Here is a 24,919-nt window from a genome sequence, read left to right on the forward strand (position 1 = left end):
ATGACCGTCCAGCAGGACACCGACACCGCCACCACACGCCGCCTGTTCCGGACGATGGCGCGGATCCGGCAGTTCGAGATCGCCGCGTCCAGGCTGATGGCCACCGGACGGCTGCCCGGGACGCTGCACGTCTCGATCGGCCAGGAGGCGGTCGCGGCCGGGGTCTGCGACGTCCTGCGCCGGGACGACCTCATCACCACCACCCACCGCGGCCACGGGCACTGCCTCGCCAAGGGTGGCGAGCCGAAGGCGATGATGGCGGAGCTGCTCGGCCGCGCGACCGGATACTGCGGCGGCCGGTCGGGCTCGATGCACATCGCCGATCCGGCGGCCGGGATCCTCGGCGCGAACGCGATCGTCGGGGCGGGCATCCCGATCGCGCTCGGCGGCGCGTTCGCGGCGGCCCGGCAGGGGCGCGGCGCCGTCGCGGTGGCGTTCTTCGGGGAGGGCGCGGTCGCGCAGGGCGTCTTCCACGAGTCGCTGAACCTCGCGGCACTGTGGAAGCTGCCCATCGTGTTCGTGTGCGAGAACAACCAGTACGTCGAGCTGACCCCGGTCTCCGTGCACTTGGCCGCGCAGCGCGTCGCCGACCATGCCGCCCCGTACGGGATCCCGGGCGCCCGCATCGACGGCAACGACGTGATGGCCGTCCGGCGGGCCGCCGGGGAGGCGGTCGAGCGGGCGCGCGAGGGCGGCGGCCCGTCGCTGCTGGAATGCCTGACCTACCGCTGGCACGGCCACTTCGAGGGCGACCCGCAGCGCTACCGCGACGCCACCGAGGTAGCCGAGTGGAAGGCGGCGGACCCGCTGAAACGCCTGCCCGAGACCTCCGAGTTCGCCGCCATCGAGGACGCGGCGCGCCAGGAGATGGCCGACGCCATCACCGCCGCCGAGGCGGATCCCATCGCCTCGCCCGAATCGGTCTCCGCGCACGTCTACCGCCGTCCGGTGAACGGAGGTGCCCTCGGATGAGCACCGTGAAGTACTGGCAGGCGGTCAATTCCGCGCTGCACGAGGAGCTGGAGCGGGACGAGTCCGTCCACCTGTTCGGCGAGGACGTCGGCCTGCCCGGCGGCCCGTTCGCGGCGACGCGCGGGCTGCGGGAGCGGTTCGGCGAGTGGCGGGTCCGCGACACCCCGATCAGCGAGTCGACGTTCACCGGCATGGCGGTCGGCGCGGCGATGGCGGGGCTGCGGCCGATCGCGGAGGTCATGTACTTCGACTTCATCACCCTCGCCATGGACCAGCTCGTGAACCAGGCCGCCAAGATGTCGTACATGTCGGACGGCGCCTTCGCGGTGCCGCTGACGATCCGGACGCTCTGCGGCGGCCATCGCGGCTCGGGCCCGCAGCACTCGCAGAGCCTGGAGGGCTGGCTCGCCGCCGTCCCCGGGCTGAAGGTCGTCTGGGGCGGCACGCCCGCCGACGCGAAGGGGCTGCTCAAGGCCGCGATCCGGGACGACGACCCGGTGATCGTCATCGAGAGCCTGAGCCTGTGGACGCGGCGCGGTGAGGTCCCCGACGATCCCGATCACCTGGTGCCGATCGGCGCCGGGCTGATCCGCCGTCCGGGCGACGACGTGACGCTGGTGTGCTGGGGCGACACGGTGCCGACCGCCCTGGAGGCCGCCGAGACGCTCGCCGATCACGGTATCGGCGCAGAAGTGCTCGACTTGCGGACGCTGAGCCCGCTCGACGAGGTGCTGATCCTGCGGTCGCTGGCCAAGACGGGACGGCTCGTCGTCGTCCAGGACGCGCAGGGCCCGTGCAGCGTCGGCTCGGAGGTCATCCGGCTGGCCGCCACGGACGGTTTCGCGTCCCTGCGCGCCCCGGCCGCGCAGGTCCGCCCGCCGTTCGCGCCGGTGCCGTTCGCGCCGGACCTGGAACGCGCCTACTACCCGGGCCCCGGCGACGTCGTGTCGGCGGCCCTCGGCACGATCGAAGGGAAGGGCGCATGACGGACGTCGTGGTGCCGAAGTGGGGCGCGACCATGGACGAGGCGACGATCGTCCAGTGGCTGAAGGGCGTCGGCGACCGGATCGCCGAGGACGAGCCCATCGCCGAGATGGAGACCGACAAGGCGACCGCCGAGATCGTCAGCCCGGTCGCCGGGACGGTCGCCGAGCTGCTCGTCGCCCAGGACGCCGACGTCGTCGTGGGCCAGGTCATCGCCAGGATCGACACCGGGGAGGGACCGTGAAGGGCACGCTCGCCGAGCGGATCGCGGAGTTCACCGCGGGCCTCGACCTGTCCGCCGTCCCGCCCGACGTCGTGGAGAAGGCGAAGGTGACGCTGCTGCACGACCTCGGCGTCGGCCTCGCCGGGCACCGGCTCGCCGCGACCGGTTTCGCGTTCGCGAAGGAGCACGGCGCCTGCGACCCGTCGCGCGGGGCACGGCTCCCGGTCGACGGGACGGCCGTGACCGTCGAGTCCTGCGCGCTGGCGACCGGGGCACTCATCCACGCGCGGACGCAGGACGACACCCAGGTCTCGGTGTCGGTCCACCTGGGATCGACCACGCTGCCCGCGCTGCTCGCCCTCGCGGACCGCGCCGGCCTGCACGGCCGCGACCTGCTCACCGCGATGATCGCCGGGTACGAGGCCGCGTCGGTCATCGCGGAGGGGCGGGCGGGGCCGTCCACGACTCGCGGCTTCCGCGCGACGAGCATCTACGGACCGCTCGCCGCGGCCGCGGCGTCCGCCCGCCTGCTGGGCCTCGACACGGCCCGGACCATCTCCGCGCTGGGACTCGCCGCGGCGTTCGGCGGCGGCACCAACCAGACGTGGCTCGCCGGAACCCAGGAATGGCGCTACCAGGTCGGTTCCGCGAGCCGCAACGGCATGGTCGCCGCGCTGCTCGCCGCACGCGGCGTCACCGGCGCACCCGACGCGCTGGACGGCGCCGCCGGGCACCTGCGCGCCTTCTCCGGCACCGAGGACACGCAGGAACCGGCAGGGCTCGGCGACGACTGGCGCATCCGCCGCGTCACCTACAAGCCGTACCCGATCTGCGCGATCAACCAGGTCCCGGTCACCGTGCTGACCGGGCTGGCGCGCCGCCACGGCGTCAAGGCGGACGACGTCGCGTCCGTCACCGCCGAGCTGTCCCCGGACGACGCCGCCTACCCCGGCATCGACGCCCAGGGCCCGTTCCGCGACGTCGGCGGCACCCTGATGAGCCTGCCGTACTGTCTGGCCGTGGCCCTGCGCAACGGCGACATCGAGCTGGACGACCTCACCGGCTTCGACGACCCCGCCCTCATGGACCTGACCCGCCGGATCACGGTGGCCGCCGCGGGCGACGTCCCGCAGGGCGGCTGCCGGATCACCATCACCACCCGCGACGACGGGACGCGCGCCGACGCGTTCGCCCCTGACGAGACCACGTTCGACTGGGACCGGGACGAGACAGCCGCCCGGCTGCGCGCCATGGTCGCCGAGACACCGCTGCCGCCCGCACGGCTGGACGATTTCATCGCGGTCGCCCTCGACCTCGACCGCCGTCCCGTCCGCGACCTCGTGGGCGCCACCATCGCCGATCCGAAGGAGTGATCAACAGATGCGAGCCACCCTCATCTACGGCCGGGGCGACGTCCGGGTCGAGGAGGTGCCCGACCCCGTCCTCGCCGCGCCGGCGGACGCGATCGTCCGGGTGACCCGCGCCTGCATCTGCGGCAGCGACCTGCACCGCTACCGCGGCATGGACCCGGTGGACGAGGGTCTCCGCATCGGCCACGAGTTCATGGGCGTCGTGGAGGACACCGGCGCCGACGTGAGCTCCGTCAAACGCGGCGACGTCGTCCTCGTCCCGTTCCTCTGGACCGACAACACCTGCGACTTCTGCCGGGAGGGCCTGTACGGCTCGTGCCGCAACGGCGGGCGCTGGGCGCTGAACGGCCTCGACGGCGGGCAGGGCGAGGCGGCCCGCGTCCCGCAGGCGGACGGCACGCTGATCAAGCTGCCGGTCGGCGCCGACGACCCGGTGATCCCCTCGGTGATGGCGCTGTCGGACGTCCTGCCGACCGGCCATCACGCGGCGGTCACCGCGGGCGTCGGGAAGGGCTCCACGGTCGCCGTCATCGGCGACGGGGCGGTCGGGCTGAGCGCGGTGCTGTCGGCCGCGCGGCTGGGCGCCGAGCGGATCGTCCTGCTCGGCCGCCACCGCGCCCGCACCGACCTCGGCCGCCGGTTCGGCGCGACCGACGTCGTGCCGGAGCGGGGCGCGGAGGCCGTGGCCGCCGTCCGCGACCTGACCGGCGGCGACGGCGCGCCCCACGTGCTGGAGTGCGTCGGCAACACGGCCGCGTTCGAGACGGCGCTGGGCGTCGTCCGCGACGGCGGCACGATCAGCCGGGTGGGCGTCCCGCAGTACGCCGAGGCGCGCCTGGACTTCGACGTCTTCATGCGCAACATCACCATCACCGGTGGCGTCGCCCCGGCCCGCCGCTACATTCCGGAACTGCTGGCAGAGGTGCTCGACGGCACGATCGCGCCGGGCGCGATGTTCGACCTGGCGGTCGCCCTGGACGACGTCCCCGCCGGTTTCAGGGCGATGAGCGACCGCACTGCCCTGAAGGTCCTCGTCCGCCCCTGACCCGCGGGCCTAGGAGTCGTACTCGTCCCACGCGTATTCGGGCTCCTGGACGGGGCCTCCGCACCGTGCACGCGCCGAGACCCCGGTGCGCAGCAACCCGTCCGGGACGCCGTCGATCTCGAAGTAGCGCCGTCCGTATCCGGTGCGGGCGCGGAGCTGGAAGCCGAGCTTCCTCAGTTGCTCGGCCAGCTGCGCCCGCGCGAACGCCCCGTACTCGCGCGTCGCGGAATCCCTGTTGAGGATTTCGGGATCGGCGGGCAACAGCCGTCCCCGCCCGTCCTGGAAGCCGACCAGAAGGCAATGCACATGCAACAGGGGCGGAGGAACCTCGACCGCCTCCGGTGCCATCGCGTGCAGCACCGCCGCGGCGACGAACGCCTCGTCCGCCCCGCGACCGTTCGTCAGTCCTATGGCCGACGTCATGTACGCGAGCATCCCGTTCGCGGCGGTCAGCATCGCACGCTCAAGCTGAACCTGGAGTTCCGCGTCCGCCTGGCACCACACCCACGACACCGAGTTCGGCGCCGAGAACCGCAGATCGAGACTGGTGACGAGGCCTTTCTCATCTGGGGAGAGAACCTGCCCGCCGGTGGAGACGTCACGTCCCTGTAAGGCCACCGCCAGCTCGTCGGCGAACACCTCGCCGCCGCGCTTCAGCCCGATCCGCCGCAGCGACTTCTTCGAGCCCAGCCACATCGAGTTCGCCTCGTGGCGGACATCGCCTTTCGCGGCCGCGAAGGCCCGTGGCGCGAGGTCGTCGTCGAACGGCTCCGCGGCGGTGGCCAGCGCCGTGCGCGCGTCGTCGACCGGCACCTTGATCACCTGAAACGTCAGCATGGGAGCCCTCCCGCCGCGGCCGTCCGGCCACGATTCGAGATCGAACGACTACGAACCGGGCCAACCGTACCGACACGGGACGGCGTATGGACGGGATTGCCGCCATGTGAGGCTATCCAGCCGGTTCGAGCTCGGAGCTCTGCGGGACGAGCCGGTGCAGCAGTTCCGTGTCACCTCCATGATCGGACTCCGGCGCGGCGTCAGGGTTCGGGGGTGGTGTCACGGCGGAAACGTACCGGTTTGTCCGGTCGTAACGGGTGGAGTACGAGACGATCAAGACATTGACTGATCGTCGAAGCCGATTCACGCTGGTCACAACTGATCGATCAGTGTCCCCTCCCCCACGTTCATCAGGAGACCGGATGCTGTCGCGGGTAACGTCCCGCGCGGCGGCCGCCCTGGTGGCCCTCGTCATGCTCGTCGGCGTGCCTCTGCACGCGGACGCGTTCGGCGTGGGCTCCTCGGTGAGCCGCACTGCGCAAGCCAAGAACATTCCAGCGCCCCAGAGCTACTTCGGGTTCGCCATGGGCACGACCGGCCGACTCGCGGGGTTCGACAAGATCAAGCAGTACTTCCGGCTCGTCGCCGACCGGTCCGACCGGGTGACCTACCAGGTCGCGGACAAGACGACGATGGGCAACGACTATCCGGTCCTGTTCGTCAGCTCGCCGCGGAACCTGCGGAACCTCGGCCAGATCGTCCGGGACAACCAGCGGCTCGCGGAGCGCGGGATCTCCGAGCAGGAGGCCCGGCGGCTGTCCGAGCGGAGCAAGCCGGTGTACCTCCTTGAGGGCACCCTGCACTCCACCGAGGTCGGCAACACGCAGGCGCTGGTGGACATCGTGCACCGGTTCGCCACCGAGGACTCCGACTACACCGACACGGTGCTCGACGACGCGGTGCTGATGGTGATCCCGTCCGGGAACCCCGACGGCCAGCACCTCGTCGTCGACCACTTCAACAAGACCGCCGGAACCGACTACAACCGCGTCTACCCGGACCTGTACCACAAGTACGTCGGGCACGACGACAACCGCGACTGGTTCATGTTCACGCAGCGGGAGATCCGCACGCGGGTACGGCTGGAGCAGACGTACCGCCCGGTCGTCGGGCACTACATGCACCAGGCCGGGACGACCGGGCCGCGGCTGTGGACGCCGCCCTACGACGAGCCGCTCGGCAGCGGGATCGACCCGATCACGCTCCAGTCGGCGACCCTGCAGGGCCAGGAGGCCGCGCGGGCGCTGACCGCCGAGGGCAAGAAGGGCGTCGGCAGCGACGACGCGTACGGCATCTTCTGGAACGCCGACGTCATGGGCTTCTCGACGTTCCTCGGCACGTCGCTGTTCCTGACGGAGATCGCCAGCGCCCGGGACCTCGCCTACCCCTACACCTCGGCGGACGGCAAGCCGCTCGGCTCGCAGAACCGCACGATGCGGATGCTCCAGCCCTACGACAAGAACACCTGGACGCTGGAGCAGATCGTCGCGTACGCGAAGACCGCCGCCTACGCGGGGATCGAGAACGTCGCGAAGAACCCCGAGTCGTGGCTGTTCAACAACCTGTACCAGACGACGCGGAACGGGATGGCGCTGCCGGACGTCGAGCCGGGCACGCCCGAGGCGTACGTCATCCCGGCCGGGCAGCGCGACCCGTTCGCGGTGCTGGAGATGATGCGGATCTTCGAGTTCGGGCGGGTGGAGATCGAGCAGGCGAAGGCGCCGTTCACGGCGGGCGGCAAGACGTACGCCGCGGGCTCGTACGTGCTCCGCACCCGGCAGCCGCTCGGCCGCTGGGTCGACCAGCTGCTCAAGATCGACAAGTATCCGGAGCAGGCGGCGCGCAAGTGCGGCAGCTGCCCGCTGATCATGCCGTACAGCGAGACCACCGACAATCTCGGGCTGCTGCTCGGCGTGGACGTCGACCCGGTCGAGTCGGCGTTCACCGCGTCGCTGCAGCGCGTCCACCGGGTGCGGCCCCAGCCGGTGCGGATGCCGTCGTCGCCGCGCGGCGCCTACCTGGTGCCGCCGGAGTCGTACGGCGTCGCGCACGTGCTGGCCCGGCTGCAGAAGGCGGCGGTGCCGACGTTCCGCTCGGCGAAGGAGTTCGAGGCCGCCGGGCGGACGTTCGCGCCGGGCACGGTCGTCGTCCCGCCGACGGCGGCGGCGCGGCAGGCGCTGCAGGGCGTGTCCGCGGACACCGGCCTCCAGGTATACGGGTCGGACGAGCTGCCCAAGGTGGACGGCTTCACGCTCAAGCCCGGCACCAAGGTCGGGCTGATCCGCGGCGCGAACAACATGCCGGGCGGCTGGATGACCTGGATGCTCGACACCTACGGCATCGACTACAAGGTCGTCTCCGCCGACGACTACGGCGACCTGGCCGCGAAGTACGACACGATCGTGCTCGCCGACGGGGTCTCCAGGCGGACCATCGTCGACGGCCTCGACCCGGCCAAGAACCCGCCCGAGTTCGGGTGGGCGCGCGGCGTCGGCGAGGAGGGCTGGAAGCAGCTGGCCGACTACGTCTCCGGCGGCGGCAACCTCGTCGCGATCGGCAGCGCGTCGGAGACCGCGCGGACGCTCCTCGACCTGCCGATCGAGAACGCGGCCCCGACCGACCCGGCCAAGCTCAACGCGCCGGGCGCGCTGCTGCGCGCGACGTACGACCCCGAGGTCCCGGCGGCCTGGGGGATGCCGCAGTCCGGCGCGGTCTGGTTCAACCGGGACGCGGCGTACAGGCTCACCGGCGACGGCCGGGTGGCGTCGAAGTACCCGGGCGACGGTGACCTGCTGGCCAGCGGGTACGCGGCCGGGACCGAGACGCTGAACGGCCTGGCCAACGTCGCGACGTTCGAGGTCGGCAAGGGCCACGCGACGGTCGCGGGCAGCGAGATCACCTTCCGGAGCTGGCCGCGGCAGACCTGGCCGATCGTCGTCAACTCCATTTACCAGGGCCCGTCGAAGCCGGGCCGTTCCGGCGAAACGGACGAAAGGAACTGATATTCGACGATCGCGGCCGGTGCGGTGCGCGGGGGGGTGTCCCTCGCCTCTCACCGGTCGCGATCGTCGTAATGTTTCGCGTCATCCTCACGTTTCACCAGCGGTTGCGGCGAAGATGGACGGGGTCCGGCGGAAAAAGTGTCTTGATCACCATTCCCGGATCGGCGCGGTCGCGTGATCATCGAACGCGAAACCGGCGCAGGCAGGGCCGCCGGGCGATTTTTCTGATAACGATTCAGGCCCGGTGGGTACAAATCACGCCGCCTGGGCTGGATGCTATGGCCATGGGCGGGACCGAGGGTCTGGGGACCAGTCTGGCCGAGAGCGTGGTAGAGCAGCTGAACGACTGGCCGGCGCTGAGATTGTGCCGCGCCGGCTGCGGCTTCGGCCGCGCATTCGCGTGCGGCGGCGATCAAATCCTTCATCTGCATGGACGGGACCAGGCCGAGCTGTATCTGACCTGGCCATATGTCCGGCGCATGCACAAACAGCTCCGGGAGTGCGCCTCGGTGCACATCCGTCCCGGCAGCGGCTGGGTGGGCGTCTGGCTCGGCGGCGACGATGACGTCGCGCTGCTGGTCTCCCTGGTCAGCATCGCCATCAAGGCCAATCTGGCGACCCTCGACACCGTGCAGCCACGGCTGGGACCGTGCCCGCTGGGCTACTCCCATCTGGCGGAGCGGTTCATGCCCCAGCCGCCGCCCGGTCGCGGCGGGCTGCCGATGACGCCGTCCGGGAACCCCGTGGAGCGCGAGGAGCACGTCATGCGCGAGGTGACCGACCGCCTCCTGCGCAGGCTCGGCGAGGGTCACCAGGCCAAGCAGGTGAGCCAGGTCATCGACGCCGTGTACCGCCGCTTCGACGACCGTCCCGTCCGGGACTTCGTGCCCGTGCTGGTCGAGCGGTTCGCTCGCGAGAAGCTCACCCCCGAGCCGCCCGCCTGACGACGGCGTCACGCGCGCCGGGCGGGATCACGCGCGCCAGAACGAGGGCGGAAGGGCCTCCACCTCGGTGGCGGCCTGCTCCAGGTCCGCCGCGAAGGGCAGCAGTGACGCCTGGCCGCCTTGCGCGATCTGGCGGATGATGGCGGCCTGGCGGCGGGCCCGTCCGATGACGGCGCCGGCGAGCCAGGTCGCGCCGTCCGGCGGGACGAACGTCGCCGTGACGTCGTGGAGCCGCCGCATCCACGCGGCGACCTGGCGGAGCGCCTCATCGGAGTGCGGCCACGCGGGCCAGGGGTGGCGTTCGCCGATGGTGTCGCCGTGCAGGAACGTCAGGACCTCGCGTCCCTGCTCGTCGAAACCCAGCACCCGGGCGCGCCCTCGAACCCGGCGGCCTCCAGGTGGCGGAGCACCGCGTGCACGGTGGACGTCCACGGATTAGCCCGCCGGTGGACGGTGTCGCCGATGCGGACCCCGCCCACGTGCCTGCCACCGGGCAGCCGCTGCTCTTCCACCCCGGCGTTGTATCCCACCGGTCCGGGCACGCGCACCCGGTTTTCCCGCCGTGGCGTGCACCTTTCACGGATCTTCATTCACGGGCCGCCGGACATGTTTTAACGGCATATCGGTGACTTCCATTACTTGTACCGCCACCCATTTACCTGAAATCTTCTCTTTCGAGCGAACGAAAGGAAGTCGGGTCATGCGGAAGCAGTACGAGCTTTACTGCCTCACCGACCGGTATTTCTATGACGCCCCTCCGGTCACCCGTGACACCGATTACGGCATCAGCCACCGTCCCCTTCCCGAGGGCTGGGAACTGGCGCCGGGCGACGAGTGGACGGTCTACGTCCCGCCGGCCGACCGGACCCCGCCGCAGGGCTGGAAGGTGCACGTGACGGGGTGTGCGGAGAGCGCGGACGAGGTGCTCCGCCACACCTGGGAATACTGCGTCCCGCGCGGTATCCAGTTCAAGCACCTGCGCGGCCCGGGAACGCTGCGGATGCGCAACGCGAAATACGCGCCGCGCGGTTCGAGCGGAAAGCTCGTCACCATTTACCCGGCGGACGAGGATCAGCTGGAACGCATTCTCGCCGACCTCGGCCCGCTCCTTTCCGGGCTGCCGGGGCCCTACATTCTCAGCGATCTGCGCATCGGGGACGGGCCGCTGCACGTGCGCTATGGCGGGTTCGCGGAGCGCCGATGTCTCGACGAGCGCGGCGAGCTCGTCGCGGCGATGGAGAACGGCGACGGCGAGCTGGTGCCCGACCGCCGCGGGCCCGTCTTCACGGTGCCCGACTGGGTGAGCGTCCCGGACTGCCTGGAACCGCACGTGGCCGCCCGGACCGCGACGACGACCCACGATCTCCCGTACCGCATCGAGAAGGCGCTGCACTTCTCCAACGGCGGCGGGGTGTACGAGGCGGTCGACACGCGGACCGGCGCGAAGGTCGTGCTGAAGGAGGCGCGGCCATACGCGGGGCTGGCCGCGGACGACGCCGACGCGGTCACCCGGCTGCGGCGCGAGCGGGACGTGCTGGCGAAGCTGGCGGGCGTCGAGGGCGTCCCGGCGCTGCGCGGCTACTTCACGCTCGGCGAGCACCACTTCCTCGTCCAGGAGTTCATCGAGGGCCGGGCGCTCAACACCTTCTTCGCCGAGCGGCATCCGCTGCTGGAGCCCGACCCGTCGCACGACGACATCGTGGAGTACACCGAATGGGCGCTGAAAGTGCACGCGGGCGTCGAGCGCGTCGTCGGGGAGATGCACCGCCGCGACGTGGTCTTCAACGACCTGCACATGTTCAACGTGATGGTCCGCCCGGACGACTCCGTCGCGCTGATCGACTTCGAGACGGCCGCGCCCGCCGGGGAGAACGGGCGGCAGACCCTCGCCAGCCCGGCGTTCCTGGCGCCGCCGGACCGGCGCGGCACGCAGGTCGACGTCTACAGCATGGCCTGCCTGCGCCTGGCCCTGTTCCTCCCGATGACCACGCTGTTCGTGCTGCACCGCGGCAAGGCCCGGCAGCTCGCCGAGGTGATCAAGGAGTGGTTCCCGGTCGCCCCGGCCTTCCTGGACGAGGCCGTCGAGGAGATCACCCGCGGCGCCCGGACGGCGACGGCGACATCGACGACCACGGCGTCGCCTGCGCGGGGGCCCGGGTCGGAGCCGCCCGCGCAGGCGGCCCCCGAGTTCTCCCCGGACCGGCCGGGCTGGATCCGGATCCGGGGAGAACTCAGCCGGGCGGTGCTGGCCGCCGCCACCCCGGAGCGCGACGACCGGCTGTTCCCCGGCGACGTGGAGCAGTTCTTCGGGTCGACGCTCGGCCTCGCGCACGGCGCCGCCGGAGTCCTCTACGCGCTCGACGCGGCCGGGCTCGGCCGCTGGCCCGAGTACGAGAACTGGCTCGCCCGGCATGCCTGCGATCCGCCGCGCGGAACGGGGCTCGGGCTCTACGACGGCCTCCAGGGCGCGGCGTACGTGCTGGCCGGGTTCGGGCACGTCCGGTCCGCGCTGGACGTGGCGGAGATCTGCCTGGGCGAGAGCTGGGAGAAGCTCGGCAACGACCTCTACGGCGGGCTGCCCGGATACGCGCTGGTGCTGCACCATCTCGCGGACTTCACCGGCGAGAACGAGCTGCGCGCGGCGGCGTGGAAGGCGGCGGAGATCGTCGCGGACCGTCCGGGCCAGTCGCCGCCGCCGCGGCCGGGCCTGCTGCACGGCGCGTCGGGCGCGGCGCTGATGTTCGTCCGGCTCTACGAGCGGACGGGCGAGCCGTCCCTGCTCGACCGCGCCGCCGAGGCGCTGCGCCGCGACCTCGCGGGCTGCGTCGAGGACGCGGACGGCCTGCAGGTCAAGGACGGCCACCGCGTCCTGCCCTACATCGATCACGGCAGCGTCGGCATCGGCCTCGCCGTGGACGAGTACCTCGCGCACCGGCCGGACGAGGAGTTCGCCGCGGCGCGGGACGGGATCCGCCTGGCGGCGATGTCCCATTACTACGCGCAGGCCGGCCTGTTCGCCGGCCGCGCCGGAATGATCCTGTACCTCGCCCGGCACGACCGGGCGGAACCGTGGGTCGCGCGGCACATCAGCGACCTGGCCTGGCACGCACTCCCCTACGGCGGCGGGCTCGCGACGCCCGGCGACCACCTGTACCGGCTCTCCATGGACCTGGGGACCGGCACGGCGGGAGTGCTGCTCGCGGTCGGCTCGGCCCTGCACGACCGGCCGGTGGGGCTTCCCTTCCTTCACCGTCCCGCGTCGCCCCGGCCGACCGGAGCCGCCATGGAGCCGTCCGCGGCGCCGTCCGCGGTGGCTCCTCCGACAACCCTGCCCGAAAGGAGGTGAATGAACATGGCGCTCATGGACCTTCAGGGAATGACGGTCGAGAACAGCGATCACCCTGGCCGCAGCAGCCTCTCCGTGCACTGCGGTAGCCGGGCCAGTGTCACGATCTGCGACAGCTGACGCTCAGCGCTCGACGGCGGCCATGGCCCGGGTCCCCGGGCCATGGCCGCCCTGTTCTCGGGGCCGTCCCCGGCCCGGTTGGAGTGGTCTGGCATTTGGAGTGGTCATGGCATCTGGAGCGGACCGGCTGCTGCTGCGCACCGCCCGGACCGGCGGCTGGTGGAACGGGCTGCTCGCCGCCGCGGCACTGACCGACGCCGTCGCCGCCACGTTTCTGCCTCTCGCGATGGCCGGGGCGGTCGACGCCGCGCTCGGTACCGGCCCGGCGTCCAGCCCGTCCACCGCGATCGTTTTGTGCGGGGCGCTGATCGTCGCGTCCGCCGCGGCGGAGGTGCTCAGCGAGCTGGCGACCGGCTGCGGCCAGGCCCGCGCGACCGCCTGGCTGCGGCACCTGCTCGTGGCGCGGGTGCTGGCCGCCGGTCCGGCGCTGCGGATCCGGCCGGGGGACGTGACCAGCCGCGTGGTGACGGGCGCGGCGGAGGCGGGGGTGGCGCCGGTCGCGGCGACGCAGGCGGTCGTCTCGGCGGTGCCGCCGGTCGGCGCGCTGGTCGTGCTCGTCGTGCTCGACTGGCGGATCGCGCTGACGATCGCGGTCGCGCTGCCGCTGGTCGGGCTGCTGCTGCGGGTGTTCGTCCGCGACATCACCCGGACGGTGCACCGCTACCTCGCCTTGCAGGGGACGATCGCCGCGCGGCTCGCGGAGACGCTCGGCGGCGCCCGGACGATCGCGGCGGCGAAGACCGCCGACCGGGAGCTGGCCCGCGTCCTCGCGCCGCTGCCGGACCTGCGGGCCGAAGGACACGAGACGTGGGACGCGCAGGGCCGGATCGCGGCGCGCGGGCTGCTCACCCTGCTCCTGCTCCAGGTGGCGGTGGTGGGCGTGGCGGGCGCGGAGCTGATGGCGGGACGGATCAGTCCCGGGGAGCTGGTCGCGGCCGTCCAGTACACGGGGCTCGCCGCCGGGTTCGGGCCGGTGCTGGCGAACCTCGTCCGGCTGGGCCGGGCCCGCGCCGGGACGCGCCGGGCCGCCGAGATCCTCGCCGCGCCCGCCCCCGCGCACGGGACGGCCGAGCCGCCTCCGGGCGGCGGCGGGCTGCTGGAGTTCCGCGGGGTCGGGAAGGGCGGCGTCCTGCACGATCTCGACCTCGTGATCCCGGCGGGCCTGGCGGTCGCGGTGGTCGGCCGCTCGGGCACCGGCAAGTCGCTGCTGGCCGCGCTCGCCGGACGGCTCACCGACCCGGACCGGGGTGAGGTGCGGCTGGACGGCGTCCCGCTCCCCCGGCTCAGCCGGAAGGCCCTGCGGCGGGCGGTCGGATACGCCTTCGACCGCCCGTTCCTGTTCGGCGGCACGGTCCTGGACGCCATCGCGTTCGGGTCCGACCGTCCGCCGGAGCCGAGGCTGCGGGCCGCCGCCAAGGCCGCTTGCGCGGACGGCTTCATCCGCCGCCTCCCGCGCGAATACGGCACACCGCTCGCGGACGTCCCGATGTCGGGCGGGGAGCGGCAGCGGATCGGGCTGGCCAGGGCGTTCGCGCACGCCGGACGGCTGCTGATCCTCGACGACGCCACGTCCAGCCTGGACACCGCGACGGAGCTGCGCATCACCGAGGCGCTGCTCGGCCCGCTCAGCGACCGGACCCGCCTGATCATCGCCCACCGCGCCGGCACGGCGGCCCGCGCCGACCAGGTGATCTGGCTCGACGGCGGACGCGTCCGCGCGCAGGGCCCGCACCGCGTCCTGTGGGGAGACCCCGCCTACCGGGCCGTGTTCGGGGTGAACGACGCGTGAAGGACGCCGTGACCTCCCGGCGGGGGACCGTGCGGCTACTGCTGCGGTTGCTCGTCGCGTCGATGCGGGCGCGGCCCCGCCCTACGGCGCGGCTGGCGTTCTGGTCGCTGGCCGAGGCGGTGCCGACGATCGTGTTCGGGCAGGCCGTCGCGCGTGCGGTGGACGCCTTCCGCACCGGCCGCCCGGTGGACGCCGCCTGCTGGCTCGCCGCGCTGGCGGGCGCCGCCGTGGCCGGAGCCGCCGGGGCGCAGCGGCTCTACCGGCCGCTCGCGCAGCTCGTCGAGCCGTTCCGCGACGAGCTGGTGCGGGCGGTGGCGGCCGCCGGGCTGCGGCGGTCGGCCGGCGGCGGGGCCGACGCGGGCGCGGTCGCGCGGCTCACCCACCAGGTGGAGATCGTCCGCGACACCTTCGGCGGGATCCTCATCGTGCTGCGCGGGTTCCTGTTCGCGACGGCGGGGGCGCTGGCCGGGATGCTGACGCTGATGCCCGAGGTCGTGCTGCTGGTCGTCCCGCCGCTGGCGCTGGGGCTCGGGCTGTTCGGCGCGGTGTTCGGCGCGGCGGCCGTCCGGCAGCGGGAGCTGATCGTCGGCGAGGAGCGGATCGCCGAGCGGGCCACGGCCCTCACCGAGGGGCTCCGCGACGTGGTGGCCTGCGGCGGCGAGGACGGCATGCGCGCCGACCTGGGCACGGAGGTGGACGCGCAGGCAGCGGCGGGACGGGCCGTCGCGCGGATGGCGGCGGTCCGGGCGCTGGCCCTCGCGATCGGCGGCTGGGGCCCGGCGCTGCTGATCCTCGCCGCCGCGCCGTGGCTGGTGAACCGGGGCGCCACGGCGGGGACGCTGATCGGCGCGCTGACCTACGTCCTGCACGGGCTGCACCCCGCGCTGGAGAGCATGGTGCGCGGCATGGGCGGCAGCGGCCTGCGGCTGGCCGTCACGCTGGGCCGCATCCTGGAGACGAGCGCACCGCAGCGCGAACCCGACGGTGACACCGAGTGGACGGCAGACGCCGCGCCGGGCGATTCCGTGCTGCGGCCCGCGGTGGAGCTGCGGGCGGTAACGTTCGCCTACGGCCCCGCCTCCGAACCCGTCATCCGGGACCTGGACCTGACCGTCCCGCCCGGGGAGCATCTGGCGGTCGTCGGCCCCAGCGGGATCGGGAAGTCGACCCTCGCCGCGCTCATCGCCGGGCTCCTGCGACCCCGCACCGGGCGGATCCTGGTGGACGGGCGCCCGGCGGGCGATCCGCGGGCCCGGGTCCTCATCCCGCAGGAGGCGTACGTCTTCGACGGCACCCTGCGCGACAACCTGACCTACCTCGCGCCCGGCGCCACGCCCGCCGCGATCGCGCGGGCCGTCATCGCGGTCGGGCTGGAGGGGCTGACCCACCGGGCGGGCGGCCTCGCCGCCCGGCTCGACCCGGCCGCGCTGTCGGCCGGGGAGCGGCAGCTGATCGCGCTCGGCCGGGCCTACCTGGCGCCCGCGCCGCTGATCGTCCTCGACGAGGCGGGCTGCCATCTGGACCCGGCCGCCGAGGACGCGGCGGAGGAGGCGTTCGCCCGGCGGCCCGGCGGCACGCTCATCGTGATCGCGCACCGGATGAGCTCCGCGCTGCGCGCCCGCCGGATCCTGGTGCTGGACGGGTCGTCCGCCGACCTGGGCGAGCACGAAGAACTATTGGCCCGCTCCCCGCTCTACCGCGACCTGCTCGGGCACTGGACGGCGGGCCCGGAGCCGGACGCGGCGGCGGGCTCGGAGCCGGACGCAGCGGCGGGCTCAGAGCCACCCTTCTTCCTGGGCGATCCGGATGGCCTGCACGCGGTTGCTCGCCCCGACCTTGCGGTTGATGCGGGACAGGTGGTTGCGGACGGTGCCGATCTCCAGCATGAGGGCGGCGGCTATCTGCGCCGCGGTGGCTCCGCGGGAGGCTAGATCGAGCACTTCGAGCTCGCGCTCGGTCAGCGGGCTGCGGCCGGTGGACAGCTCGGTGAAGACCAGGTCGGGGTCGACGACCCGTTCCCCGCCTGCCACCCGCTGGATCGTCCGGACGAGGTCGTCCAGGGTGGTGTCCTTGAGCACCAGCCCGGCCGCCCGCGCCTCGACCGCCCGCCGCACGTCGCCCGGCCGGTGCCGGTTGACCATCAGCACGGGGGCGACGCACCCGTCCAGCTCATCGTGCATGGTCCGGGTCACGGTGAACCCGTCCAGGCCGGGCAGATCTATGTCGATCAACGCGACGTCCGGGGTGCATTCGCGGCAGACGCGCACCACCTGCTGACCGGAATCGACGGTGCCGACGACCTTCAGGCCCGGTACCCCGTCGAGGAGGGCGGTGAGTCCGCCGCGGAAGAGACCGACACTCTCGGCGATGAAAATGCGAATCATGGCACGGCTCCACGGGGAAAGGGTGAACCAGCGTCCGCGCCCGCGTCAATTCGCGCTCGATGTTCGAGGTTGAATCGTCGAGGCGGCGGCGTGTCTTCCACAGCACCCGGCCGGGACCGCCCTGATCAGCACCGCGACCGCCCACGCAGGAGCCCCTTTCTAGCCGAACCGAAGAGCGCTCTTGAAAGCCCGTTTCACTGAATGGCGTGGCCGGATCCGGCAAGCCTTTCCCGGTCGGAGCGGAACCTCCCCCGACCCGGCATTAGAAATCGCGGTTAATTCGCGGAAGGCGGCAGCTGACACTTTCGGATAACGATGTCCGGGCGCACCCGTAACCCGAAGGTCAATGGCGGGTAAAACGGATCTGAGCCATTTCCCCAGCGCTCCGGTCGGCTTCCTTTCAGGAGATCCAGCCGCCCTCGCGGGCCGCGTCGAGCACCTGCTCGGCGGCGCGGCTGTCGAGCATCTCCAGACCGCGGACGGCCCAGAACCGGAGCGGCTCGTCGGTGCCCTCCAGCTGCTCGCGGAACACCCCGAGCGCCGTGGCGGAGCGGGCCTCGGCGATGAGTTCCAGCAGCCGGCAGCGCAGGTCGTGGTCGTCGCGCTCGGCGGCGAACTCCGCGATCAGGTCGTCGACGTAGGCGTCGGCGTGCTCGCGCAGGAAGTCGAACGCGTCCTCCCGTACCTGCGGTTCACCTGCCCGCATACGGTGCATAGCGTGCTCAAAACGGCGCCGCGACATGCCCCCGACCTTACTGACCCCCACCGACACACCCCGGCACATCCCGGCACACCCGAAGGAGTCCCGCGTTGACGAACGAATCGGCCTATGACGTCGGCGCCGTCCGGGCGCAGTTCCCCGCGCTGAAGGCTGGATCCGCCCATTTCGACGGGCCCGGCGGTACCCAGACGCCGCTGCCCGTCATCGACGCCATCGCCGACGCGCTGTCCCGCCCGCTGTCGAACCGGGGGCACGGCACCGCCGGGGAGCGCAACGCCGAGACGATCGTCGCGGACGCCCGGCGGGCGCTGGCCGACCTCCTCGGCGCGGAGCCGTCCGGGATCGTGTTCGGGCGCAGCGCCACCCAGCTGACCTACGACTTCTCCCGCACCCTCGCCAAGGCGTGGGCCCCGGGCGACGAGGTCGTCGTCACGCGCCTGGACCACGACTCCAACGTCCGCCCGTGGATCCAGGCCGCCGAGAACGCCGGGGCGGTCGTGCGGTGGGCCGACTTCGACCCCGAGACCGGCGAGCTGGAAGTGGACGCCGTCCGGAGCGTGCTGTCCGAGCGGACGCGCCTGGTGGCGGTCACCGCCGCGTCCAACCTGATCGGCACCCGCCCGGCGATCCCGGAGATCTCGCGGGCGGTGCACGACGCGGGAGCGCTCCTCTACGTGGACGGCGTGCACTACACCGCCCACGCCCACGTCGACGTCGAACGGCTCGGGGCCGACTTCTTCACCTGCTCCCCGTACAAATTCCTCGGCCCGCACATGGGCGTCCTGGCGAGCCGTCCCGACCTGCTGGAGACCCTGCGGCCGGACAAGCTGCTGCCCTCGACGAACGCCGTCCCCGAACGGTTCGAGTTCGGCACGCTCCCCTACGAATTCCTCGCCGGGGCCCGCGCGGCGGTCGACTTCCTCGCCGCCCTGGCCCCGGACGGCGGCGGCACGCGCCGCGAACGGCTGGCCGCCTCGTCCGCCGCGCTCGAACGGCACGAGGACGCGCTCCGGCTCCGGATAGAGGAGGGGCTGGCGGCGTTCGGCCAGATCACCGTCCATTCGCGGGCGGCCGAGCGCACCCCGACCCTCCTGCTGACCATCGACGGGCGCAGCACGGTCGACGCCTACCGCTACCTCGCGGAGCGGGGCGTCGACGCGCCGTCCGGGTCCTTCTACGCGCTGGAGGCGTCCCGCAGACTGGGGCTGGGAGACGACGGCGGCCTGCGCGTGGGACTGGCCCCGTACAACAACGCCGAGGACGTGGACCGGCTCCTGCACCACCTGGCGGGATTCCTAGCATCGCCCGAGTGAGCCTTTAGCTCTCCCAGAGACGCTTTGCACGATTCCCACAACTCGAGCCGCTCAGCATGCGACGTCTCCGACATGGCGGCGCGTGGGGTCGAGGCGGAAGGGTAAGCAGGGTCGGGAGTTCGCCATGTCGCGGACGCCGACATCGTGGTCTACAGGAGGGCTCGGTCCGGTGTTCAGTCGTGTCGCCATCGTCAACCGTGGTGAGGCCGCCATGCGCCTCATCCATGCCGTGCGGGACATCGCCGCGGAGAGCGGGACGCGGATCGAGACGGTCGCCCTGCACACCGACGTCGACCGCACGGCCACGTTCGTCCGCGAGGCGGACCTGGCCTACGAGCTCGGGCCCGCGTCGGCCCGCCCCTACCTCGATCTTGAGGTGCTGGAGCGCGCGCTGGTCGAGTCGGGCGCCGACGCCGCGTGGGTCGGCTGGGGCTTCGTCGCGGAAGACCCCGCGTTCGCGGAGCTGTGCGACCGGATCGGCGTCACCTTCGTCGGGCCGAGCGCCGAGGCGATGCGCAAGCTCGGCGACAAGATCGGCGCGAAGCTGCTCGCCGAGGAGGTCGGGGTGCCGGTCGCGCCGTGGAGCCGCGGCGCCGTCGAGACGCTCGACGACGCCCTGGCCGCGGCGTCCAAGATCGGCTACCCGCTGATGCTCAAGGCGACCGCGGGCGGCGGCGGGCGCGGCATCCGCGTGATCACGAGCGCGGACGAGCTGGCCGACGCCTACGAGCGCACCAGCCAGGAGGCCGCGCGGGCCTTCGGCAGCGGCGTCGTGTTCCTGGAGCGCCTGGTCACCGGCGCCCGGCACGTCGAGGTCCAGGTGATCGCGGACGGCCAGGGCACCGCGTGGGCGCTCGGCGTCCGCGACTGCTCGGTGCAGCGCCGCAACCAGAAGGTCATCGAGGAGTCGGCCTCGCCGGTGCTGTCGGCCGAGCAGGCCGCCGAGCTGAAGGCGTCCGCCGAGCGGCTGGCCGTCGCGGTCGGCTACCGCGGCGCCGCGACGGTCGAGTTCCTCTACCACCCCGGCGACCGGCTGTTCGCGTTCCTCGAAGTGAACACCCGCCTCCAGGTCGAGCACCCGATCACCGAGGCCACCACCGGGTTCGACCTGGTCAGGGCGCAGCTGTGGGTGGCGTCCGGCGGGCGGCTCGAAGGCGCCCCGCCGGTCGAGCGCGGGCACGCCATCGAGGCCCGGCTGAACGCCGAGGACCCCGACCGCGACTTCGCGCCCTCCCCCGGCCGCATCGCGCGGCTCGACCTGCCCGCCGGGCCCGGCGTCCGGGTGGACACCGGCGTCCGCGCGGGCGACACCATCCCCGCCGACTTCGACTCGATGATCGCGAAGATCATCGCCTATGGCCGGGACCGGGACCAGGCGCTCGGCCGGCTCCGCCGCGCCATGGCGCAGACCACGGTGATCATCGAGGGCGGCGCGACGAACAAGAGCTTCGTGCTCGACCTGCTCGACCGTCCCGAGGTGATCTCCGGGACCGCCGACACCGGCTGGATCGACCGCGTCCGCGCCGAGGGCGACCTCGCCGCGCACCGGCACTCCGGCGTCGCGCTGGTCGCCGCCGCCATCGAGAGCTACGAGGAGGAGGAGCGCGCCGAGCGGCAGCGGCTGCTGTCGACGGCGTCCGGCGGGCGGCCGCAGGTCCGGCACGACAGCGGCCGGCCGCTCGACCTCAAGCTCCGCGGCGTCGTCTACCGCCTGCGCGTCGCCCGCGTCGGCGCGCACCGGTTCCGCGTCGGCATCGAGGCGGGCGAGGAGGCGCGCACCGCCGTCGTGGAACTCGACCGCTTCGACCGGCACACCGGGCAGATCGTCGTGGACGGCGTCCGGTACCGGCTGGTCACCGGCACGCACGGGCCGGTCCACCTGATCGAGGTGGACGGCGTCACGCACCGGGTCAGCCGGGACGAGGGCGGCGTCATCCGCTCCCCCGCGCCCGCGCTGGTCGTCGCGACCCCGGCACTGGTCGGCGCCGAGGTCGAGGCGGGCGCGCCGGTCCTGGTGCTGGAGAGCATGAAGATGGAGACGGTGCTGCGCGCGCCGTTCAAGGCGCGGCTGAAGGAATGCGTCGTGTCCGTGGGCAGCCAGGTGGAGACGGGCGCGCCGCTGCTGCGGCTGGAGCCGCTCGCCGACGACGCCGAGGCGGGGGCGCTCGCGGAGACGTCCGCGCCGGCCGACCTCGACCTCGCCACCGCGCCCGGGACGCCGTCCGCGCGGGAGCGCGCCGCCCGCTGCCAGGAGGATCTGCGCAGCCTGCTGCTGGGCTTCGACGTCGACCCGCACGACGAGCGCCGGGTCCTGGACGACTACCTCGACGCCCGCCGGACGGCCGCGGCGGCGGGCCACCGCCCCCTGGCGGACGAGCTCGGGCTCGTCGAGGTGTTCACCGACCTCGCCGAGCTGAGCCGCAACCGCCCGGCCGGTGACGCCCCGGGCGACGGGACGGGCGAGGGCAGCCACGTCCACAGCGCCCGCGAGTACTTCCACACCTACCTGCAGAGCCTCGACGTCGACCGGGCCGGGCTGCCGGACGGTTTCCAGACCAGGCTCGCCAAGGCGCTCGGCCACTACGGCGTCACCGACCTGGAGCGCTCGCCCGAGCTCGAAGCGGCCGTGTTCCGCGTGTTCCTCGCGCAGCAGCGCGCGTCCGCCGACGCCACGATGATCGCGACGCTGCTGCGGACCTGGCTGGCGGAGCCGCCGCCGGAGCAGGCGCTCCGCGAGCCCGCCGGGCTCGCGCTGGAGCGGCTGGTCGCCGCGACGCAGGTGCGCTTCCCCGTCGTCGCCGACCTGGCCTACGGCGTGGTGTTCGCGTGGTTCGCGCAGCCGCTGCTGCGCCGCAACCGCGCCCGCGTGTACGCCGACGTCCGCAGGCACCTGCGCCACCTGGACGCCGACCCCGGCTCGCCGGACCGCGCCGACCGCATCGCCGAGATGGTGCGCAGCACCGAGCCGCTGGTGCGGCTGCTCGGCCGCCGCCTCGTCCGCCAGGACCGCCCGGAGCGGGACAACGCGGTCATGCTGGAGGTGCTGACCCGCCGCTACTACGGCAACAAGCCGCTCACCCGCGTCCGCACGGCCGAGGTCGCGGGCTGCTCGTTCGTGATCGCGGAGCGCGCGGACTCGTCCGTCGTCTCCTCGGCGGTGAGCTTCGAGTCGCTGGGCGACGCGCTGCGCGGCCTCGCGGAGCTGGCGGGCGGCGAGCAGGCGCTCGACAGCGACATCTACCTCTCCTGGGAGCGCCAGCCGGAGGACTTCGACGCGATGGCGGCGGAGCTGCAGGCGGTCATCAACGCGCACCCGCTGCCGCGGCAGGTCCGCAGGCTCACCGCCACGGTCGCCGGGAGCGGCGGCGCGGTGATGCACCACCACTTCACGTTCCGCCCGGCGTCCGAGGGGGCCGGGGCGATGGTGGAGGAGCGGCTGATCCGCGGCCTGCACCCGTACATCGCGCAGCGGATGCGGATGGAGCGGCTGCGCAAGTTCGACCTCACCCGGCTGCCGTCCTCGGACGAGGAGGTCTACCTGTTCCGGTGCACGGCGCGGGAGAACCCGTCCGACGAGCGCCTCGTCGCGTTCGCGCAGGTCCGCGATCTGGCCGGGCTCCGCGACCACGAGGGCCGGCTGCTCACCCTGCCGACCGCCGAGTACACGATCGCGTCCTGCCTCGACTCGATCCGCAACGCGCGGTCGCGGTGGCCGTCGAAGAAGCGGCTCAGCACCAACCGGATCGTGATCTACGTCTGGCCGCCGAGCGACATCACCCGCGCCGAGCTGGAGACGGTGATCGAGCGGCTGCTGCCGATGACGGCGGGCGCCGGGCTTGAGGAGATCGAGATCATCGCGCGGCGGCGGGACCGGCGGACCGGCGAGCTGCACAAGGTCGCCGTGCGGGTCGCGTTCGACGCCACCGGCGGCACCGAGCTGACCGTGGCCGAGCCGTCCGACGACCCGGTCGAGCCCGTCGACGGCTACCGGCAGAAGGTGCTCCGCGCCAGCAGCCGCAACACCGTGTACCCGTACGAGCTGACCGGCCTGCTCGGCGACTTCACCGAGCATGACCTGGACGACGACCACGCGCTCGTGCCCGTCGATCGTCCCAAGGGGCGCAACACCGCCGCGATCGTCGCCGGTGTCGTCACCACCCCGACCCCGCGGCACCGGGAGGGCGTCACCCGGGTCGTGCTGCTCGGCGACCCGACCAAGTCGCTCGGCGCGCTGTCGGAGCCGGAGTGCCGCCGCGTGATCGCCGCGCTGGACCTGGCCGAGCGGATGCGGGTGCCGCTGGAGTGGTACACGCTGTCGTCCGGCGCCCGGATCTCCATGGAGTCCGGCACCGAGAACATGGACTGGGTCGCCGCGGCGCTCAAGCGGATCGTGGAGTTCACCCAGGACGGCGGCGAGATCAACGTCGTGGTCACCGGCATCAACGTCGGCGCGCAGCCGTACTGGAACGCCGAGGCGACGATGCTGATGCACACCAAGGGCGTGCTGGTGATGACGCCCGACTCGGCGATGGTGCTCACCGGCAAGCAGGCCCTCGACTTCTCCGGCGGCGTGTCGGCCGAGGACAACTTCGGCATCGGCGGCTACGACCGCGTCATGGGCCCGAACGGGCAGGCGCAGTACTGGGCGCCGAACCTGGCCGCCGCGCGCGACGTCCTGATGGCGCACTACGACCACACCTACGTCGCGCCCGGCGAGGACGGGCCGCGCCGCGCCACTACGTCCGACCCCGTCGACCGCGACGTGTCCGACTTCCCGCACGCCGTGGAGGGCAGCGACTTCACCACGGTCGGCGAGATCTTCTCCGCCGAGGCCAACCCGGACCGCAAGAAGCCGTTCGACATCCGGACGGTCATGCGCGCGCTCTCCGACCAGGACCACCCGGTGCTGGAGCGCTGGGCGGGCATGGCCGACGCCGACACGGCGGTGGTGCAGGACGTCCATCTCGGCGGCATGCCGGTGTGCCTGCTCGGCATCGAGTCGCGCTCGGTGCCGCGGCGCGGCTTCCCGCCCACCGACGGCCCGGACGCCTACACGGCCGGGACGCTGTTCCCGCAGTCGTCCAAGAAGGCGGCGCGGGCGATCAACGCGGCCAGCGGCAACCGGCCGCTGGTGGTGCTGGCGAACCTGTCGGGCTTCGACGGCTCACCGGAGTCGATGCGCAAGCTCCAGCTGGAGTACGGCGCCGAGATCGGCCGCGCGATCGTGAACTTCCGCGGCCCGATCGTGTTCTGCGTGATCTCGCGGTACCACGGCGGCGCGTTCGTGGTGTTCTCCAAGGCGCTGAACCCGGAGATGACGGTGCTGGCGCTGGAGGGCTCGTTCGCCTCGGTGCTCGGCGGGGCGCCCGCCGCCGCCGTGGTGTTCGCGGGCGACGTCAACGCCCGCACGGCGGCGGACCCGCGCGTCCGGGACCTGGAGGCCCGGGTGGCCGCCGCGCCGGGCCCGGAGCGCGCCGCGCTGATCGCGGAGCTGGAGGAGCTGCGCGCCGCGGTCCGCGCGGAGAAGGTCGGCGAGGTGGCGGCGGAGTTCGACCGCGTCCACGACATCCGGCGCGCGGTCGAGGTCGGCTCGGTCGACGCCGTCATCCGCGCGGCCGAACTGCGCCCGCGGATCATCGAGGCGATCGAGGCGCGCGCACGCCGATGACCTGCAAAGAACCCGACATATAGCTATATATCGTTCCAATATCGCTGATCATAACAGATCAGAATCATTGCCTCACCCAGGGTTGAATCCAGCATATTAGGTGGCATTCCCTTCTCATCCGCCACACATATGCACTAGAGTCCCGTGCCCAGGCGTGCCCCCGGATGGCCCGTCTCCTTGCCCGCTCTCCGACGGCTGCTC

18 protein-coding genes and 1 pseudogene are annotated in these 24,919 nt (G+C 72.8%); 13 read left to right on the forward strand and 6 right to left on the reverse strand.

Features of this window, described 5'->3' with window-relative positions; genetic code table 11:
* From ACH34S_RS00720 to ACH34S_RS00740, 5 genes are read left to right on the forward strand one after another with little or no spacing between them, the layout of a single operon-like run.
* Complete coding sequence (locus tag ACH34S_RS00720) at positions 1-972, forward strand: thiamine pyrophosphate-dependent dehydrogenase E1 component subunit alpha (protein WP_395950369.1); 972 nt, start codon at positions 1-3, stop codon at positions 970-972.
* Positions 969-1,958 carry an alpha-ketoacid dehydrogenase subunit beta gene (locus ACH34S_RS00725; RefSeq protein ID WP_395950370.1) on the forward strand — a complete coding sequence of 330 codons (990 nt, stop codon included), beginning with the start codon at positions 969-971 and terminating at the stop codon, positions 1,956-1,958. Before ACH34S_RS00720 ends, ACH34S_RS00725 begins: the two co-directional genes overlap by 4 nt.
* Entirely contained in the window at positions 1,955-2,200 is a 246-nt protein-coding gene (locus ACH34S_RS00730; RefSeq protein WP_395950371.1) for a biotin/lipoyl-containing protein, read from the forward strand. Before ACH34S_RS00725 ends, ACH34S_RS00730 begins: the two co-directional genes overlap by 4 nt.
* Positions 2,197-3,552, forward strand: a complete 1,356-nt coding sequence (locus ACH34S_RS00735) for an MmgE/PrpD family protein (protein ID WP_395950372.1) — start codon at positions 2,197-2,199, stop codon at positions 3,550-3,552. Before ACH34S_RS00730 ends, ACH34S_RS00735 begins: the two co-directional genes overlap by 4 nt.
* Positions 3,553-3,559: 7 nt before the next feature.
* Positions 3,560-4,594 carry a zinc-binding dehydrogenase gene (locus ACH34S_RS00740; protein WP_395950373.1) on the forward strand — a complete coding sequence of 345 codons (1,035 nt, stop codon included), beginning with the start codon at positions 3,560-3,562 and terminating at the stop codon, positions 4,592-4,594.
* A gap of 9 nt (positions 4,595-4,603) precedes the next feature.
* Here ACH34S_RS00740 and ACH34S_RS00745 read toward each other — a convergent pair whose 3' ends face one another.
* Positions 4,604-5,431: a relaxase domain-containing protein gene (locus ACH34S_RS00745; protein ID WP_395950374.1), complete on the reverse strand. Its 828-nt coding sequence runs from the start codon at positions 5,429-5,431 to the stop codon at positions 4,604-4,606.
* A 362-nt stretch (positions 5,432-5,793) separates the two neighbouring features.
* On the opposite strand from ACH34S_RS00745, the gene ACH34S_RS00750 reads away from it, so the two are divergent.
* The gene (locus tag ACH34S_RS00750) at positions 5,794-8,433 is read left to right on the forward strand and encodes a M14 family zinc carboxypeptidase (RefSeq protein WP_395950375.1); all 2,640 of its coding nucleotides are present in this window, start codon (positions 5,794-5,796) and stop codon (positions 8,431-8,433) included.
* A gap of 50 nt (positions 8,434-8,483) precedes the next feature.
* Here ACH34S_RS00750 and ACH34S_RS00755 read toward each other — a convergent pair whose 3' ends face one another.
* A complete protein-coding gene (locus ACH34S_RS00755) occupies positions 8,484-8,864 on the reverse strand; it encodes a hypothetical protein (RefSeq protein WP_395951461.1) in 381 nt (126 codons plus the stop codon).
* Here ACH34S_RS00755 and ACH34S_RS00760 point away from each other — a divergent pair.
* A complete protein-coding gene (locus ACH34S_RS00760; protein WP_395951410.1) occupies positions 8,760-9,377 on the forward strand; it encodes a three-helix bundle dimerization domain-containing protein in 618 nt (205 codons plus the stop codon). The two genes, ACH34S_RS00755 and ACH34S_RS00760, sit on opposite strands and share 105 nt — an antisense overlap.
* Before the next feature lie 27 nt (positions 9,378-9,404).
* Here ACH34S_RS00760 and ACH34S_RS00765 read toward each other — a convergent pair whose 3' ends face one another.
* Positions 9,405-9,743 carry a hypothetical protein gene (locus ACH34S_RS00765; RefSeq protein WP_395950376.1) on the reverse strand — a complete coding sequence of 113 codons (339 nt, stop codon included), beginning with the start codon at positions 9,741-9,743 and terminating at the stop codon, positions 9,405-9,407.
* Positions 9,707-9,925, reverse strand: coding sequence for a hypothetical protein (locus ACH34S_RS00770; protein ID WP_395950377.1), 219 nt, complete (start codon positions 9,923-9,925; stop codon positions 9,707-9,709). Before ACH34S_RS00770 ends, ACH34S_RS00765 begins: the two co-directional genes overlap by 37 nt.
* Before the next feature lie 152 nt (positions 9,926-10,077).
* Here ACH34S_RS00770 and lanKC point away from each other — a divergent pair, with 152 nt between their 5' ends.
* The 4 genes from lanKC to ACH34S_RS00790 all read left to right on the forward strand — a co-directional run bounded on the left by lanKC (position 10,078) and on the right by ACH34S_RS00790 (position 16,563).
* Positions 10,078-12,723, forward strand: a complete 2,646-nt coding sequence (gene lanKC, locus ACH34S_RS00775; RefSeq protein ID WP_395950378.1) for a class III lanthionine synthetase LanKC — start codon at positions 10,078-10,080, stop codon at positions 12,721-12,723.
* A 15-nt stretch (positions 12,724-12,738) separates the two neighbouring features.
* Complete coding sequence (locus ACH34S_RS00780) at positions 12,739-12,843, forward strand: SapB/AmfS family lanthipeptide (protein WP_395951411.1); 105 nt, start codon at positions 12,739-12,741, stop codon at positions 12,841-12,843.
* A 106-nt stretch (positions 12,844-12,949) separates the two neighbouring features.
* The gene (locus tag ACH34S_RS00785; RefSeq protein ID WP_395950379.1) at positions 12,950-14,632 is read left to right on the forward strand and encodes an ABC transporter ATP-binding protein; all 1,683 of its coding nucleotides are present in this window, start codon (positions 12,950-12,952) and stop codon (positions 14,630-14,632) included.
* Positions 14,629-16,563, forward strand: a complete 1,935-nt coding sequence (locus ACH34S_RS00790; RefSeq protein ID WP_395950380.1) for an ATP-binding cassette domain-containing protein — start codon at positions 14,629-14,631, stop codon at positions 16,561-16,563. The genes ACH34S_RS00785 and ACH34S_RS00790 overlap by 4 nt, the downstream gene beginning before the upstream one ends.
* On the opposite strand, the pseudogene ACH34S_RS00795 reads toward ACH34S_RS00790, so the two are convergent.
* Together ACH34S_RS00795 and ACH34S_RS00800 are read right to left on the reverse strand one after the other, a co-directional pair.
* A pseudogene (locus ACH34S_RS00795) lies at positions 16,489-17,016 on the reverse strand (response regulator); the annotation flags it as partial. The gene ACH34S_RS00790 and the pseudogene ACH34S_RS00795 overlap by 75 nt on opposite strands.
* Positions 17,017-17,416: 400 nt before the next feature.
* The gene (locus tag ACH34S_RS00800; RefSeq protein WP_395950381.1) at positions 17,417-17,722 is read right to left on the reverse strand and encodes a hypothetical protein; all 306 of its coding nucleotides are present in this window, start codon (positions 17,720-17,722) and stop codon (positions 17,417-17,419) included.
* Between the two features lie 104 nt (positions 17,723-17,826).
* Here ACH34S_RS00800 and ACH34S_RS00805 point away from each other — a divergent pair, with 104 nt between their 5' ends.
* Positions 17,827-19,050 carry a cysteine desulfurase-like protein gene (locus ACH34S_RS00805; protein WP_395950382.1) on the forward strand — a complete coding sequence of 408 codons (1,224 nt, stop codon included), beginning with the start codon at positions 17,827-17,829 and terminating at the stop codon, positions 19,048-19,050.
* Between the two features lie 169 nt (positions 19,051-19,219).
* Complete coding sequence (locus ACH34S_RS00810; RefSeq protein WP_395950383.1) at positions 19,220-24,718, forward strand: carboxyl transferase domain-containing protein; 5,499 nt, start codon at positions 19,220-19,222, stop codon at positions 24,716-24,718.
* Positions 24,719-24,919 lie beyond the last annotated feature (201 nt).

The sequence above is a fragment of the Actinomadura sp. 3N508 genome, from assembly GCF_044326375.1.
In the GTDB taxonomy this organism is placed as follows: domain Bacteria; phylum Actinomycetota; class Actinomycetes; order Streptosporangiales; family Streptosporangiaceae; genus Spirillospora.

Bases quoted from the DNA above. Each gene is read 5' to 3' on its own strand.
- lanKC (WP_395950378.1), top strand. From the start codon at position 10,078: ATGCGGAAGCAGTACGAGCTTTACTGCCTCACCGACCGGTATTTCTAT.
- ACH34S_RS00720 (WP_395950369.1), top strand. From the start codon at position 1: ATGACCGTCCAGCAGGACACCGACACCGCCACCACACGCCGCCTGTTC.
- ACH34S_RS00740 (WP_395950373.1), top strand. From the start codon at position 3,560: ATGCGAGCCACCCTCATCTACGGCCGGGGCGACGTCCGGGTCGAGGAG.
- ACH34S_RS00755 (WP_395951461.1), bottom strand. From the start codon at position 8,864: ATGCAGATGAAGGATTTGATCGCCGCCGCACGCGAATGCGCGGCCGAA.
- ACH34S_RS00780 (WP_395951411.1), top strand. From the start codon at position 12,739: ATGGACCTTCAGGGAATGACGGTCGAGAACAGCGATCACCCTGGCCGC.
- ACH34S_RS00725 (WP_395950370.1), top strand. From the start codon at position 969: ATGAGCACCGTGAAGTACTGGCAGGCGGTCAATTCCGCGCTGCACGAG.
- ACH34S_RS00785 (WP_395950379.1), top strand. From the start codon at position 12,950: ATGGCATCTGGAGCGGACCGGCTGCTGCTGCGCACCGCCCGGACCGGC.
- ACH34S_RS00745 (WP_395950374.1), bottom strand. From the start codon at position 5,431: ATGCTGACGTTTCAGGTGATCAAGGTGCCGGTCGACGACGCGCGCACG.
- ACH34S_RS00750 (WP_395950375.1), top strand. From the start codon at position 5,794: ATGCTGTCGCGGGTAACGTCCCGCGCGGCGGCCGCCCTGGTGGCCCTC.
- ACH34S_RS00730 (WP_395950371.1), top strand. From the start codon at position 1,955: ATGACGGACGTCGTGGTGCCGAAGTGGGGCGCGACCATGGACGAGGCG.
- ACH34S_RS00800 (WP_395950381.1), bottom strand. From the start codon at position 17,722: ATGCGGGCAGGTGAACCGCAGGTACGGGAGGACGCGTTCGACTTCCTG.